The sequence below is a fragment of the Streptomyces sp. NPDC090077 genome (genome assembly GCF_044747545.1).
Taxonomy (GTDB): Bacteria; Actinomycetota; Actinomycetes; order Streptomycetales; family Streptomycetaceae; genus Streptomyces.
Genome location: NZ_JBIVEG010000001.1, coordinates 41,462 through 56,385, shown reverse-complemented (window position 1 = coordinate 56,385; position 14,924 = coordinate 41,462). Strand labels below are relative to the sequence as shown.

Below are 14,924 nucleotides of genomic sequence, written 5' to 3'. Positions count from 1 at the left end.
GACCGTGGTGCGGGGCCAAGTCGATCACGCCCCAACCTACCCCCACCGGGATCCATGGCGCTCCTGAGCCTCCAGAACGTCATCCGCATACCGCGCGGCCCAGGCCCCCATCGCCTGCATCGGGACCAACAACGCCGTACCGGCCTCGGTCAGGGCATAGTCCACACGCGGCGGGGCCTCGGCATAGACCCGCCGTTGTACGAGCCCGTTGCGCTCCAGCCGCCGCAGCGCCTCGTTGAGGACCTTCGGACTGATCCCCCCGATCCGCGCCACCAACGCACGCGGCCGCATGGGCCCGGTATCACCGAGCGTGAACACCACCACGCTGTCCCACCGATTGGCCAGCACCTCGAAGGCGACACGCGCCCGGCAGTCGGCCGTGTACACGAGCTCGGGCAGGCCCGCGACAGGGCCGATCGGCTTCTCCATCCACCCATCCTCCTCCCCCCGACGCACACCGAACGGTATGCGTCGGCCTTTGTACCGTCGGCCCACCCGACAAGGAGAGAGGCGAACCATGCGAATCGGTGTCATGGGTACGGGAGCGATGGCGGCGGCCCTGGGTGGCGCCTGGGCGCGGGCCGGCCACGAGGTGTTCATCGGCGGCCGGGACACGGCAGCAGCCGCGACCCTCGCCGCCCAAATCGGCGCAGCCGGCCACGGCACGCCCGCGCAGGCATCCACGTACGGAGAAGCGGTACTCCTCGCCGTGCCGGCCGGGACGGCCCCGTCCCTCGCCCGCCAACACGCCGGGGCACTCACCGGCCGAACGGTCGTGGACTGCACGAACGCCCTCGTCCCGGGCCCCGGCGGGGTGATGCTCACAACGGACGCCGGACAGAGCGTGGCGGGCCTCATCGCGGCGGCAGCACCCGCAGCCCACGTGGTGAAGGCCTTCAACCTGGTCCACGTGAGCCATTGGCACCGGCCCCCGCTCCCCACGGCCGACCCCGCCCCGGCCGTCCCCTTCTGCACGGACGACACGGAGGCGGCAGCCCACATCACGGAGCTCATCACCGCGACGGGCTGGACCCCGATCCCGTCGGGCGGCCTGGACCGCGCCCCGTACCTGGAAGCCACGGCAGCCTGGGCCATCGGCATCTGGTGGTCGGGCAACTCCCCCCACCTGGCCCTCCCGGACACCCCGCCCCCGGCTTGATCCCCCCGATTCCGTGCTGACGTTTTTGACGGTCCGTGGAGTGGGCTGTGTCAGTGGCGTGTCGCTGGTCAGTCGCTCCAGCGGGCCACGACGGCGTGATCTACGCGGAAGAGTGCATCGCACTCTGCGCACTGCGCAGTGCCGAACACGTAGAGCAGTTTGTCGGCGACCTCGTGCTGGCCGTCGGCGAGGGCACGGGTGTGGAGCCGCTTGGCCAGCCCTTGCAGCGAGGAGACGGCTGCGGGATGCAATTCCCTACGATGCCCGGCGGGCTCGTTCATGTAGAAGCTGTCGGTCGTTGAGAAGTGGCCGTACTCGCCGAACACCACGAAGTTCTCGGCCTCGCACACGGGGCAGGGAACTTCGAACTCCTCGCCGCTGAGGCCGTGCAGCTCCTGCCCCCACACCACGACTCCCTCGAAAGCGAGCAGGGCTTCCAGCAGTTCCACATAGCGATGGGGGTTGTCGGCCAGCGACGGCTGGCGCAGCGCCTCCTCCACGAGCTCGATCAGCTCAGCGGTCTCCGCAGCGTAGGCGTCTTCGGGTTCGAGCGCCCCGTAGGGGCGGTCGGTGCTGGCGATGATGGAAGCGGCCAAGAGCAGGGGCACGGTTCGGTCTGCCGCCGTCAACCGGCGGGCCTTCTCGGCCAGCGCGGGCAGGGCAGCGTAGCTCGCGGGGTAGACCGTCCCTTGGTGACACAGGCGGGACCAGAGCTCGTTCCATGCGGGACTCTCCGAGTCGGTCCCGGCTGCCTTGAGGAGGCCGGGTACGTCTTCGGCAGTGCCGTACGCATGCGTGAGCTGAGACCAGTCCGTCATGAGGTGATCAAAGCAGATGCCTCCGGCGTCAGAGTGTGCGCCCTGGCACACGCCGGGGCCTCACCGACCAGCGGGGCGGTGAATCGTGAACGATTTACAGTCCCCGTACCGGCGGTGGGAGCCCGGGCCGCGCGGAAGGCCGGCGGTGCCGCTGCTCCAGACCGGCGACGCGGAGGTCAGCCCCGCCCGGCTGCCGGGGCGTCGTCGAGCGGCTCGGGGCGTATCCCCGGCGCCTGCGGATCGTTTCCAGGGCATGAAGAAGATCATCACCGCTGCCGGGCTGGTCCTGGCCACCGTCGCCCTCGCCGCGCCCGCGCACGCGGACAACGACTCCAACTTCGGTGGCGGCGTGAACGCCGCGAACAACTGGAACTTCACCGCCGCCGCCGTGTGCCTGCAGGAAGTCGCGGTCGTCCCCGTGCTGGGCGACTACGTTTCCGACCGCGTCAACAACTGCTCCAACGGCAACGTCATCGACCACTCGGGCAGGTAGCCCGGTCCGCACCGCCTGGTCGTCGGACCGGACCGGTGCCGGAGGCCTTCGTCTGGGGCCTGATGACGCCCCAGTCGACCAGCCGGTGGCGGCTCGTCAGGCAGCACGGTGGTCCGCTACAGGGTGATGATCGCGGCGGCGAGGAGCGCGGCGTACCAGAACTCGAAGAGGCGGTAGGTGAGGTGGTCGTACGCCGGTGACCGGCGACGCGTCACGCGCCAGGCGATGGTCCAGCACAGGGCGGCGGTTGCGGCCTCGGCAGTCCAGGTCCAGGCAGTGGAGGCGCGCAGCAGCAGGAAGTGGTCGGCCAGCGGGAGCAGGGCGAAGCCGACGGCCAGGAAGGTGCGGGTGAAGGGCTCTCCGTGGGCGATGGGGAGGGTGGTGCGGCCGGCGGCGGCGTCACCGGCCAGGTCGCGCAGGTCCTGCAGGGGGATGAGCAGGAAGACGACGACGGCGAGCGTGAGCATCCACCGCCAGGTGTCCGCGCTGAGCGGGGCGGCGATCTGCCAGGCCGGGCCGAGCATCAGGAGGGCTCCGGCGCCGATGACGAAGTCCTTGACCAGCCAGCGACGGGCGCCGCCGGCCAGGTTGTGCAGGACGGTCACCGCCTCCCAGGCCAGCGCCCACGCCCAGACCCCGAACAGGGCTCCGACCAGCGGGAAGGCGGTGAAGACGACGGCTGCGCGTACGAGGGTGCCACGGGTGCGGACCCGGCCCTGCGGGAGGGGCCGGGTGGGCTTGTTGATGCGGTCTTCGAGCCGGCCGGTGAGCTGGTTGGTGAGGCAGAATCCGTAGAGGTACAGGTAGAAGTAGAGGAACGACCCGGCGACGGCGAGGGCGAACCGCTGCGGCGGCAGGTGGTGGTGCCAGGCGACGGCGGTGGTGAAGGCCACCCCCGGGTAGAGGCCGGCCCACGGGTCGTTGCGCATGAACCGCCAGCTCAGCGCGATCTCGCCGGTCACCCACCGCCACGGCGCCGACCACGGGACGGGCGGGCGCGGGGGTACGGCGCTCTGACCTGCCGTCATGGCCGCTCTCGCCGGGGCGGTTGACGATCGGGGGTGGTGACGCGCAGACGCAGGCCCGTGGGCTGGAGGGTGGTCAGGGGACGGGGCATGCGGAAGGCGGCCCCGTCCGGGGGTGCGAGGTGCCAGCGTCTGACGATGGCGGCCAGCGCGAGGACGCTTTCGGTGAGCGCGAACCGGTCCCCGATGCACTTGCGGGCGCCGCCTCCGAAGGGCACGAAGGCCTCTCGTGACGGAGCCGACGGAGCCGACGGAGCCGAGCCTGTTCGGCCGGTCCACCGCCCGGGATCGAACCGTTCGGGGTCGGGATACAGATCGGGACGGTGGTGGATCAGGTACGGGCTGACCACGACGGTGGTGCCGGTCGGCACGCGGTGGCCGTCCAGGACGGTGTCGGCGGTGGTGGTGCGCATCGTGAGCCAGGCCGGCGGGTACAGGCGCAGGGTTTCGGTGATGACGGCGCCGGTCAGGACCAGCTGCCCGACATCGGCGGGGTCCGTGGCGCCGACGGCCTCGGCGCGCAGCTCGTGTTCGAGGCCGGGGCGGGTGGCGAGCAGGTGCATCGCCCAGGCCAGCACCACCGCAGTGGTCTCGGTCCCGGCGAGGAGGAACAGAAGGACCTGGTCGACGCACTCGCTGTCCGACAGCCCCTGCCCGCCGTCCTCGGTGTCGCGGGCGGCCAGGAGCGCGTCGAGCATCAGGCCCGCGTCGCTCCGGCCGTGCTGCTGGGCGACGTAGGCGGTGACGGCGGCCCGAAGACGCCGGACGGCCCGGCGGCACCGGAGGTTGGCGGGCGTGGGCAGGGCACCGGCCCAGGACGGCTGGATCGTCTGCCGCCACGCGCCGGCCACCAGGACGGCCGCGTCGTCGGCCAGCCGGTGCGCGTCGGCGGGGTCCGGCCCGGCACCGAACAGGGTCGCGATCAGCGCCTTGGAGGCGATCTCCTGGGTGGCGTGCAGGACGTCGATGGCCTGGCCTTCGCGCCAGGTGCCGGCGGCTTCGGTGAACTGGGCGGCCATCGTCCGGGCATAACCGGGCATCAGGCGCGGGTGGAAGGCGGGCTGCACGAGCCGGCGCTGGCGGCGGTGCTCGTGGTGCGGGCAGGTGAGCAGGCCGTTGCCGATGAAGTCCCGGAAGCGGTCGTAGAGGGGTCCGCCCTTGTCGAAGAGGTGGTCGTCGACCAGCACGTGGTGCAGCAGCCGGGGCTCGCACACGACGAGCGCGGGGTGGGGTCCGAGGCCGACGGCGACCAGGTTGCCGTGCTGCGGGAGCGAGCGCAGGAAGCCCAGCGGGTCGCGCAGCAGCGCGGGAGCGTGGCCGAGCAGCGGCAGCGCCCCGGGTGCCCGGGGGACGGGGGAGGGCGTGTCGGTCTTGGTCGCGACCGCGCCTTCGCGGTGGCGGTTCGACCGGGTCCGGCGTCCGGCAGCGGGCGGGGACGGACCGTCGGGTGGCGACCGGTCCGCGCCGGTCAGGGTTGCGGCGACCGCGCCCAGTACCTCCACCGAGGCCGCCGGCAGGGCGGATTCCTCCAGCACCCGCAGGGCTTGGCCGCGGCGCTCCTCGACCATCGCCTCGACCTCGGCGCGGGCGCCGGTGCCCTCCAGCACCGCGCGGATCCGCGCCACCTGCTCCGTCCCGAGGGCCCCCGGCCGGCCGCAGGCGGTGAGCAGGCCGCGCTCGGCCGGGTCGGCGCGCCGCAGCGCCAGGGCCAGCAGGGGGGTGTGCTTGCCTGCCCGCAGGTCCTCGCCCTCGGGCTTGCCGGTCTGGTCAGAGGTACCGAAGGCGCCGAGCAGGTCGTCGCGCAGCTGGAACGCCTCACCCAGCGGAAGCCCGAACGCCGAGAGCACCGCGCCCACCTCGGCGTCGGCGCCGGCCAGCACGGCGCCCAGCTGCAACGGCCGCTCCACCGTGTAGCGGCCGCTCTTGAGCCGGGCGATGCGCAGCGCCGCCTCCAGGTCTGCGCTCGGCCGGCCGGTGGTGAGCAGGTCGAGGTACTGCCCGAACATCAGCTCGGTACGCATCTCGTCCATCACCGCCGCAGCCGCGGCCAGTCGGTCCGGGCTCAGGCCGGCGGTGTGCAGCAGTTCGTCCGACCACGCCAGTGCGAGGTCCCCGAGCAGCACAGCCGCGCTGGTGCCCAGCCACGCGGCATCCGGGTGCCCGGAATGGCGGGCGGCGACGGCCTGGTGGACGCTGGGCCGGCCCCGGCGGGTGGCACTTCGGTCCATCACGTCGTCGTGGACGAGCGCGAAGGCGTGGAACATCTCCAGCGACGCGGCCACCTGCAGCATCGGCCCCTGGTCCCCGGACCCCCCGCCCGCGTGCCAGCCCGCCGCGCACAGCACCGGGCGGATCCGCTTGCCACCGCCCAGGACCAGCTCCCCCAGGACGTCGGTGACCTCGGTCGGGAAGCCCTGAGAGGCCGCCCGGTGTGTCATGGCGTCCAGGAAGGCGGCGAGGCGCTCGTCGACGGCCCTGCGGACCCGGGCGGGGTCGAACGTGGGGGCGGGGGGTGGGGTCGTGTTCTCGGACACCGGTGTCCTCCATCGGCCAGCGACCGAACGGACGCACACGCGGGCCCGCTCAACCCGTCTCCTTACCCCCGGCCGGGGCCCGGTGTGCCGACACCCCAGGGGCGCGCGGAGGCGCACGGCCCCCCGACGGCGCGCCCCCAGTTGGCCGGGGATTCCAGAGAGGGCAATGGCCGTCAGGAACGGGGCCCCGCCGGCAGGTAGTACGGGCGGTTGTGGGCGGCCACGGGCGGAGACTGGCAGGTCCACGCGCCGGCGGCGGACGGGGCCTCGTCGCCGAGGAGGGCACGGACGTCCCGGCCGAGGTCGCTGTCCGGGGCGTGGACGTGCAGCCGGGTGCGCCCGGAGTGGGCGGCGGCGGACAGGTCGTACCAGCGGTACGGCTGGTAGAGGTTCATGGGTCCGGCGAGCAGACGCCCCTCCTGATCGGTGCCGTAACCGGTGACCGGCGCCGAGTTGGCGGCGACGGCGGTGAGGCCGTCCAGCCTAGCGGTGACGTCGAGCAGCGGGGCCGCGTCCTGCTCCAGGGTGTCGCCCGGTCCCAGGGACGCGGCCTTGCACCGCACGTCCCAGGTTTCGCCGGCGGGCCCGTTGAGGGAGGGCAGGCCGACCTCGAACCAGCCCGGGTACTTGGGTTCCGCGTAGAGCTCGCGCCCGGCCCGGATCGCGAAGGGGTTGTCGCACACGACGTGCATCCGGGCGATGCCGAGCAGCTTCGTCTGGTCCCAGCCCTGCGCGTACTGGGCGTAGTCCAGCCGCGGCAGCCTGCCGCGCTCGGCGGTCGGGAAGGCGATCACGTTCAGCTCGATCTCCTGCGTGACGCCGCCGCCGAACGCGTACTGGGCGAAGTACAGCTGGTAGTTGACCGACACCAGCGCCCGCCCGTCCTCGAACGCGGCCGCGGTCAGGTCCGGGTGGTGCTTGGCGAGCAGCTCGCGGACCGGCTCGGGTTCGACCAGCCAGTCGATGCCGATCTGGTGCAGGGCCCCGTAGTGGAAGGGCAGCCGGAAGGGCTCCGGTACGGGGGGCAGGGGCAGGGGGTCGCTCATGGCGTCGTTCCTCCGGGCAGGGCCGTCGCGCCGGCCGGCGGTCGGGCGTGCGGGTGGGGCTGCGGGGTGCGGAGGGAGGCGGGGCGGTCACGGGCCGCCAGTTCCGCTTCGACGCGCTCCACGCTGCGCAGGGCCAGTGCGGCCATCGTCAGCGTCGGGTTGGAGGTGGCCACCGAGGGCATGCTCCCGCAGCCCACCGCGTACAGCCCGGGGTGCTCCCAGCAGCGCTGCCACGCGTCGACCACCGACGTCGTGGGGGAGCCGCCCATCACGTGGGTCCCGGCGGCGTGGCCGGCACCGCGGTAGCCGTAGGTGCGCCCACCGTGCTCGAAGCGGCCCGGCCAGGCCTCCGCCGGGGTGTAGTCCGTGTGGTCCTCGGCGCCGAGCAGCGCGAACACCTGATCCGAGACGGCCCGCGCCGCGGCCATCCCGTCCTTCACGTGGTCGTCGAGGTCGTACGTGACCAGCGGGCGGGGCAGCCCCAGCGCGTCGCGCTCGGACGGGTGCAGGGTGACCCGGTTCGCCGGGTCGGCGCCCTGCTCCATCTCGAACTGGAGGGTGAACTGGCGCCGGACCCGGTCCCTGACGGCCCGCCGCAGGCCGGCCCCGAACAGGCCGCCTTCAGTGAGGAAGTGGTGCACGTCGGTGTCGACGGGCCCCTTCGCCCAGATCCAGCCCCAGGTCCCGAACTCGACGCGGAACGGCGCGCGCAGCCGGCGGGCCGGGCCGCCGCGGAAGCCTTCGAGGCCGGAGACCGAGCCGGGCCCCCGGTACGGGCCGGTGTCCTCGGGGAGCAGACCCCAGGTCAGCAGGACCGGGTGGTCCATGAGGTTGCGGCCGACCTGGCCGCTGCGGCCGCCGAGTCCGGACAGGAGCAGCAGGCGGGCGTTCTCCACGGCGTGGGCGGCGAGCACGACGACGTCGGCGTGCACGACGTGCGCCTCCCCCGCGTACGAGCGGTACTCCACGCCGGTGGCCCGCCCCCGCCCGTCGACGAGCACCCGGCTCACCACGGACCGGTCCCGGAGCGTGACGGTCGAGCTCCAGCGCCCCTGGGTCTTGAGCGGGGTGTACTTGGCGTACGAGGGGCAGTGCGGGATGCAGGTCGCGTTGCCCACGCAGCGGCTGCCCGGATCCGGCCGGCCGTCCCGGCCGCGCGGCACGTAGCCGCGGCCGCCGTCGTACGCGGGCTCCGGGACGCCGTTGCGCGCGTGCGGGGTGCCGACCACCTTCAGCCCGACCTCCCGCAGGGCCACGGTGTCCTTGACGCGGCGCCCGTCGAGGCGGGCCGCCATGAGGCGGTCCAGGCGCGCGGCGGGCAGGGCGCGCATGGGGAAGACGTAGCCCTCGGGGAAGGGGAGGCCGACGTGCTCGCGCTGCTCCGCGACGTCGGCGGACACCCCCAGCTCCTCTTCGGCCGCCCGGTAGTGGGGCTCCAGCTCGTCGTACGTGATTGGCCACCGCCGGCCGTACCCGAAGACCTCGGTGTCGAAGTCCTCCGGGAGCATGCGCGGCGTGAGACCGGTCCACACGTTCCCGGTCCCGCCGTTGGCGCGCACGTAGGTGCTGGAGTAGGGGAGCGGGCCGTCCTGACGCAGGTGCCCGGCGGCCCGGAAGCCGGGGCTGCCGTCGGTGCCGTCGGTGCCGGAGAGGTCCGCCACCTGGGGCCAGGGGGCCGCCGGATGGGGCTGGAAGGGTGAGCCGGGCAGCTGGCCCGCGGCCGTCAGGTAGGCGGTCAGGGGGTCGGGGTCCGCGGCGCCGGTGCCGGGAGCGGAGGTGCCCGCCTCCAGGACCAGGACCCGCCGGCCGAGCCGGCCGAGCCGGTGCGCGACGAGCGAGCCCGCGACGCCGGCGCCGACGACGATGACGTCGTACGCCGTCACCGGCCGCTCCGCCCGGCCGCTGCGGTGGACGGTCCGGCCCAACTCCCGTACCCGCCGGGGTCGGCGGCGGGAGCGGTGAGGCCGGCCGCCTTCCAGACCAGGGCCTCGGCACGGGCGCGTGCGGACACCAGGGCCGGCGGGGTTCCGGGCCAGCTGCCCGTGTACCAGAGGAAGGCCACTTCCCGGGCGGCGTCGCGGAGTTCCCCGTCCACGGCATCGGCGTCCCACTCCGCCCGCGAGGCGCCGAGCAGGAGCCCGTACCGCTCGGCGCCGAGCCGCCGCTCTGCCACGGCCCGGTAGACCTCGGCCAGTCCGGTCGCTTCCAGGGCGGCCTCGTCGAATCCGGTCAGCAGGGCGGAGAGGGCCGTGAAGTGCTGTGTCTCGTCTGTGATGGGCACGCGGGCATCGGTGCCCCGGTTCCCCGCGGCCCATGCCGCGCGCCTGCCGAATGGCCTGATCACGGCAGCGCGCGCTCACCCTCACGGTTCGGCACGCGCGAACGGGCGTGCCCTGTTCGGTCATCCGTCCGGCGGGGTGTGTGTGCCGCACCCGCGCGAGAGGCGGGACCGCCCCGGGGACTACCGGGGACTACCGGGGACCGGTCCGCCGGGAGGGGCCCCCGAGGGTGCCGGCGAACTCGACGATGCGGTCGGCGACGGCTTCGGGCCGGTCGAGGTGGCAGCTGTGACCGGCGTCCGCGAAGACGGCCGAGGTGGCGCGCGGGTTGAGGGCCGCGGTCGCGGCGGCGTGCTCGGCGGGCCAGAACTGACTGTCCGCGCCGGCGGTGATCAGTACGGGCACCTCGGCGCGGGCGACGACGTCCCGCCAGTCCTGGCGGGAGTGGTCCAGGAGCAGGGGACGGGTGTCGGGGGTGATCAGGCTCTCGGCGCCGCGTCCGCCCGCCTCCCTGATCGCGGTGTCGACAGCGGCCGGATCGGGCCAGGCGCGTCCGCGGCCGGTGGCGAAGGCCCCGGGCGAGGAGAAGAACGTACCGAGGTTCTCCTCGGTGAGGCCGTAGAAGCCGAACGGCCAGTCGGCGGTGTTGACCATGCTCGGCGTCTGGTCGACGGTGACGATCCCGGCAAGCCGTGCCGTGCCCGCGAGACTGACGTAGGCCCAGATGCTGTTGGCGCCCATGGACTGCCCGACGGCGAGGACGTCGCGCAGGCCGAGCGCGGTGAGCAGCTCGTCGATGTCCTTGCCGTGCCGGGACATCCGCTGTCCCCAGGCGGGCCGGTCGGACCTGCCGTGCCAGCGGCGGTCCAGCGAGATCACCCGATACCCGGCCGCCCGGAGCGGCGCCCACTGCAGGGCCCAGTCGTCGGCGGGTGCGCCGTAGCCCGAGACGAGGAGCACGGGGCGGCCCTCGCCCTCGTCGTAGTAGTGCAGGCGGACGCCGTCGTTGGTGGTGATCCAGGGCACCGGGACTCCTCGGAGTCGGAGAGGGAGGGTGGGGAACCCCATCGTCCGCCGCCCGCCGGAGCCCGCCCGGTACGACGCGCACTCTCACCCGCCCGGACGCGGACGCGGACGGGGCAGCGGCACGGCCCCTGGGCCGGGAGCAGCACGACCTAGCCGCCCACGGTGTCCGGCTGGGCCAACCGCTCGGCGGTGTGCTCCAGACCGACGCTGTGGGAGCCCTTCACCAGCACCATGTCGCCGGGCTCGATCAGGTCGCGGGCCAGGGTCAGGGCCTCGTCCCGGTCGCGGGCACCGAACACCGTCAGGCCCGGGGCGTTGTCCTGGGCGGCGTCGGCCATCGCCTGGGCGTCGGTTCCGCCGACGGAGACCAGCACGTCCACGCCCGCGGCGGCGACGAGCCGGCCGACCTGCCGGTGCCCGTCGACGGCGTCGGCCCCGAGCTCCTTCATCTCTCCCAGGACCGCGATGGTCCGCCGTCCACCGCTCATGGCCTGGAGGGCGGCCAGCGCTGCCTCCATCGAATCGGGGTTCGCGTTGAACGCGTCGTTGATGACCCGTACCCGGTCGCTCCGGTCGGTGACCACCATGCGGCCGGACGCCACCGGCACCGCGCGGGAGAGCGCGTCGGCCGTCTTCTCCACATCGGCACCCAGCCCGATCGCGACGGCCGCAGCGGCCAGCGCGTTGGACACGTGGTGCGGGCCGTGAAGGTTCAGGCTGACCCGCGCGTCACAGCCGGCGGCGACGAGGGTGAAGGAGGCCCGGCCCTCCGGGTCGAGCCTCATGTCGACCGCCCGGACGTCGGTGCCCCGCGCGGTGCCGAAGGTCATGACCTGGGCGCGAGTACGGGAGGCCATGGCGGCAACCAGCGGGTCGTCGGCGTTGAGGATGGCGATGCCCTTGGCGGGGAGGGCTTCGACGAGTTCGCCCTTGGCCCGGGCGATCTGCTCCCGGCCGCCGAACTCGCCGACGTGCGCGGTCCCCACGTTCAGGACCAGGCCGACCGCCGGTGGGGCGATGCGTGTCAGGCGGGAGATGTGGCCGATGCCGCGGGCGCCCATCTCCAGCACGAGGTACCGCACGTCCCGGTCCAGGTGGGTGATCGTCAGGGGCATGCCGATCTCGCCGTTGAAGGACTTCACCGTGGCGGTCGTCGGCCCGTGACCGGGGAGCACCTGCGCGATCAGGTCCTTCGTGCTGGTCTTGCCCGCCGAGCCGGTCAGCCCGATCACCATCGCCTCCGGTGCTGCGGCCAACACCCTTCTGGCCAGCGCGGCGAGCGCGTCGAGCACGTCGTCGACGACGACGGCCGGAACACCGACCGGGCGGGCGGCGAGGACCGCGACGGCCCCGGCCCGCACCGCTTCGGCAGCGAAGGCGTGCCCGTCGGCGTGTTCACCGGCCAGCGCGGCGAAGAGGCCACCCGGCTCGACCGCGCGGGAGTCGACGGTCGCCGGCGCGGTCACGAGCAGGGCCGCATCCGGTACGTCGCACAGCCGGCCGCCGACGGCGGCGGCGACGGACTCCAGCGAAAGGGGGATCACGTGACGCACTCCGAATCAGCAGGACCCGTCCGGCACGGCAGCGCGCCGCCGCCCGGTTCAGCACTTCGACCGTATCGCCTCCCGAAGCAGTAGGTGCGAAACCATCCCAATCCCTTGCAGACCATGAGCATCCTGCGAGTCTGCCCGGATCGCCGTCGTGTCCGGCGGGAGGACCAGTGACCGGGCGCGTCCGCTGCCGGCCTGCCGCCGACCGCCCGCCGCGCCGCATGGGAGCCCCCGAACGCCAGGGCCGGCCGCACGAACAGACCCCTCGGATGTGGAAGGCGTTGTCGGCGACTTCCCCGCGGCCTCCCCGGCGGGCGGGTACCCGGACCCGGCCGGGTTCGCCGAACACCACGTCCTCGGGCCCGGGTACGGGTACGGTGCCGAGTTCGACCACGGCCCGGAGCCCGTCCCGGACGGACCGGCCGCCCGCCCCGTGCGCGGGCCGTGACCGGATGGGAGGCCTTCTGTGAGCACGTTCCTGTTGATCCACGGTGGCGGCGACGTCGGCTGGTACTGGCACCTCCTCGTCGAGGAGCTCCGGGCCCGGGGGCACGAGGCGGTGGCGCCGGACCTCCCGGACGGCGACGACTCCCTGACGCTCGACGACTACGCCGACGTCGCCGCCGAGGCCGTCGCCGGCCACCGCGATCCGGTGGTCGTGGGGCATTCGTTCGGCGCCTACACCGCGTCCCTGGTCGCCGCCCGCCGCCCCGTCGCGTCGCTGGTCCTGGTCGCCGGAATGGTCCCCGCACCGGGTGAGTCACCGGAGGAGTGGTGGAGCGCCACCGGCCACGCGGAGTCCGTCCGGAACCAGGCCGGCCGGGACGGCGGACTGACCGGCAACGACGACCCGTACACCGCCTTCTACCACGACGTCCCCCGCGAGCTGGCCGAGGAGGCGATGAGCAGGGAACGCGCCCACCCGTCGCCGACGGCATGGGCCCAGCCGTGGCCGCTCGGCGCCTGGCCGGCCGCACCGACCAGGTTCGTGCTGTGCACCGAGGACCGGGTCCTGCCGCCCGACTTCCTGCGCCGGCTCGTGCGGGAACGTCTCGCACTGGTCCCGGAGGAGATCGCGGCCGGCCACTGCGTCGCCCTCAGCCGTCCCGCCGGACTCGCCGACCTCCTGACGGGCGTCGGCACCTCCTGAACGCCCCGGCCGACTCCCCGGGCCGGGGCCTCAGTTGCCGTCGGCGGGGAGCCAGCTGCCGTGCAGGCCGAGCGGGACCCGTACGGGGATCCGGGCCCGCGCAACCGGCCCGGATCCCGGGTCCTCGGCGGGCACGACCAGGAACCAACTCGCCCCGTCGGTGCGGTCGGTGGCGAAGGTCAGCCAGTAGCCCCGCCCGTCGGAATCCGTGCCCGGCTCGGGTGCGAAGACCGGCTCGCCGACCGACAGGTCACCGGCGTCCCAGACCTGGGCCGCCCCGGTCCGGACGTCGTGGAACCGCACCGCGTCGTACTCTCCCGGCAGCAGCTCGGTGCGCCCCGTCGAGGTGGCCAGCGCGACGTGCCGGTGGCGACGGCCGATGAGCCGGTCGTCGATCCGGGGGAACTCCACCCGGGCCTCGTCCAGCAGGGTGCGGGTCATGCTGCCCGCCACCGGATCGATGCGCGCGCGGGCCAGGCCCCCGGTGACCGGCTCTCCCGTCCCCGGTCCCTGGCCGACGGTCAGCCGGCTCCACTGCACGAAGTCCAGGACCACCGGGGCGTCCTCGCCCGGGCCGTCGTCGTAGGCGTTCACCGTGTGCCACAGCCAGAATGCCTCGTCGTGCGCCCAGCGCGGCGGTCCGCCGTCGCGCGGGATGAGCACCAGCCGGGTACCGCGCTCGGGCCGCCAGGCCAGGAGCGACCCGCCCGCCATGGCCGCAGGGAGGTCGAAGAAGGCGGGCGCGAGGACGAGCACCGCGTAGCGGCCGGTCAGGGCCATGTCGTGGATCATCATCGGTTCGTCCACGCCGTCGACGGGCGTGGGCCCGCGGGTGACGCCGCCGTCGCGCCCGATGACGGACCAGGTCAGGTACGGCGGCTCCAGCGCGTAACAGAAGACGACCATCTCGCCCGTGACGGGGTCGATCTTGGGGTGGGCGGTGATCCCGGCCGGCAGGGCCCTGCCGAAGTCTTCCCGGCCGAGCGTCTCCAGGCCGCCGCCGACCCGGTACGGGCAGGCCGACTCGGCGAGGGCGAGCACCCGGTTCCCGTGCCGTACGACGTTGATGTCGGGCAGGTCCCGGAACGTGCCCGCCAGCTCGGGCCCCACCTGCTGCGCGTCCGGCACGATCATCGACTCCAGCCCTCCCCACAACGCCCGCCCGGCCCGCTCCTCGGCCTCCAGCGCCGGGGTGCGCACGAACCGGTTGCGGTAATGGGCGCGGCCCTCCGAGAGCCACACCCCGTGCAGCATGCCGTCGCCGTCGATGGGGTACAGGTAGGAGCCGATCGGCGTGAAGCGGGGATTGGGCCCGTTGCGCAGGTAGAGGCCGTCGAGGGCCGCCGGGATCTCGCCCGTCACCTCCAGTTCGGCGACGTCGACCTCCTCGGTCACCGGTGCGAACGAACCCAGGAGGTGGGGGACGCGGGTGGGGTCGAAACGGGGCGGCGTGCGGGCGTCCACGGAAGCCTCCCGGAGCGCGTGTGCGGCAGCTTCTGGCACCTTCCAGTGAACCGCGGCCCCGGCGCCGCTGCCCGCCGGGACCTCGGGCCCCGGCGCTCCCGCCGCCCCGGTCGAGCGGGATTCACAGCTGCCCGCCGGTTGCCACCCCGACCCGGGACGCCCGCTCACTCCGGGGACTGGTCGAGGCCTCCTCGCCCAGGGGTGCCGACTACACGCCGCGGGAGAGCGCGGACGCGCCCGCGACCGGCTGCGCGAGGCGGCGGAGCTCGCCGAGCGCCAGAACGGCCGGCGCCTCCTGACCCTGGCCGAACAGGCCCTCCGCGAAGGCGGCGCCGGGCTCCCGCCCACCCGGCAGGACTCCCGGGCCAAACTCAACTCAA

General features: G+C 74.0%; 14 protein-coding genes. 4 read left to right on the top strand and 10 right to left on the bottom strand.

Annotation, left to right across the window (positions count from 1 at the left end; all coding sequences use genetic code 11):
• Positions 1–36 precede the first annotated feature (36 nt).
• Entirely contained in the window at positions 37–429 is a 393-nt protein-coding gene (locus ACIPW5_RS00285) for a winged helix-turn-helix transcriptional regulator (protein ID WP_401238162.1), read from the bottom strand.
• Between the two features lie 88 nt (positions 430–517).
• Between ACIPW5_RS00285 and ACIPW5_RS00280 the strand changes: the two genes are divergently transcribed.
• Positions 518–1,159, top strand: a complete 642-nt coding sequence (locus ACIPW5_RS00280; RefSeq protein WP_401238159.1) for an NADPH-dependent F420 reductase — start codon at positions 518–520, stop codon at positions 1,157–1,159.
• Positions 1,160–1,227: 68 nt separating this feature from the next.
• Here ACIPW5_RS00280 and ACIPW5_RS00275 read toward each other — a convergent pair whose 3' ends face one another.
• On the bottom strand, positions 1,228–1,977 hold the full coding sequence (locus tag ACIPW5_RS00275) for a hypothetical protein (protein ID WP_401238156.1): 750 nt from the start codon (positions 1,975–1,977) through the stop codon (positions 1,228–1,230).
• Between the two features lie 253 nt (positions 1,978–2,230).
• On the opposite strand from ACIPW5_RS00275, the gene ACIPW5_RS00270 reads away from it, so the two are divergent.
• Entirely contained in the window at positions 2,231–2,470 is a 240-nt protein-coding gene (locus tag ACIPW5_RS00270) for a hypothetical protein (protein ID WP_401238153.1), read from the top strand.
• A gap of 116 nt (positions 2,471–2,586) precedes the next feature.
• Here ACIPW5_RS00270 and ACIPW5_RS00265 read toward each other — a convergent pair whose 3' ends face one another.
• From ACIPW5_RS00265 to murF, 7 genes are all read right to left on the bottom strand, one after another.
• Positions 2,587–3,498 (bottom strand): UbiA family prenyltransferase, encoded by a 912-nt coding sequence (locus tag ACIPW5_RS00265; RefSeq protein WP_401238150.1) that lies wholly within the window; start codon positions 3,496–3,498, stop codon positions 2,587–2,589.
• A complete protein-coding gene (locus ACIPW5_RS00260) occupies positions 3,495–6,029 on the bottom strand; it encodes a cytochrome P450 (protein ID WP_401238148.1) in 2,535 nt (844 codons plus the stop codon). The genes ACIPW5_RS00265 and ACIPW5_RS00260 overlap by 4 nt, the downstream gene beginning before the upstream one ends.
• Before the next feature lie 173 nt (positions 6,030–6,202).
• Positions 6,203–7,075: a hypothetical protein gene (locus tag ACIPW5_RS00255; protein WP_401238146.1), complete on the bottom strand. Its 873-nt coding sequence runs from the start codon at positions 7,073–7,075 to the stop codon at positions 6,203–6,205.
• Entirely contained in the window at positions 7,072–8,958 is a 1,887-nt protein-coding gene (locus tag ACIPW5_RS00250; RefSeq protein WP_401238143.1) for a GMC oxidoreductase, read from the bottom strand. The genes ACIPW5_RS00255 and ACIPW5_RS00250 overlap by 4 nt, the downstream gene beginning before the upstream one ends.
• Complete coding sequence (locus ACIPW5_RS00245) at positions 8,955–9,356, bottom strand: hypothetical protein (RefSeq protein ID WP_401238140.1); 402 nt, start codon at positions 9,354–9,356, stop codon at positions 8,955–8,957. Before ACIPW5_RS00245 ends, ACIPW5_RS00250 begins: the two co-directional genes overlap by 4 nt.
• Positions 9,357–9,546: 190 nt before the next feature.
• The gene (locus ACIPW5_RS00240) at positions 9,547–10,380 is read right to left on the bottom strand and encodes an alpha/beta fold hydrolase (protein WP_401238137.1); all 834 of its coding nucleotides are present in this window, start codon (positions 10,378–10,380) and stop codon (positions 9,547–9,549) included.
• Positions 10,381–10,529: 149 nt separating this feature from the next.
• The gene (gene murF / locus ACIPW5_RS00235) at positions 10,530–11,924 is read right to left on the bottom strand and encodes a UDP-N-acetylmuramoyl-tripeptide--D-alanyl-D-alanine ligase (RefSeq protein ID WP_401238135.1); all 1,395 of its coding nucleotides are present in this window, start codon (positions 11,922–11,924) and stop codon (positions 10,530–10,532) included.
• 277 nt (positions 11,925–12,201) lie between these two features.
• Between murF and ACIPW5_RS00230 the strand changes: the two genes are divergently transcribed.
• Together ACIPW5_RS00230 and ACIPW5_RS00225 are read left to right on the top strand one after the other, a co-directional pair.
• Entirely contained in the window at positions 12,202–12,378 is a 177-nt protein-coding gene (locus tag ACIPW5_RS00230; RefSeq protein WP_401238133.1) for a hypothetical protein, read from the top strand.
• An 18-nt stretch (positions 12,379–12,396) separates the two neighbouring features.
• A complete protein-coding gene (locus tag ACIPW5_RS00225; protein WP_401238130.1) occupies positions 12,397–13,080 on the top strand; it encodes an alpha/beta fold hydrolase in 684 nt (227 codons plus the stop codon).
• Between the two features lie 30 nt (positions 13,081–13,110).
• On the opposite strand, the gene ACIPW5_RS00220 is transcribed toward ACIPW5_RS00225, so the two are convergent.
• A complete protein-coding gene (locus tag ACIPW5_RS00220; protein ID WP_401238128.1) occupies positions 13,111–14,544 on the bottom strand; it encodes a carotenoid oxygenase family protein in 1,434 nt (477 codons plus the stop codon).
• Positions 14,545–14,924 lie beyond the last annotated feature (380 nt).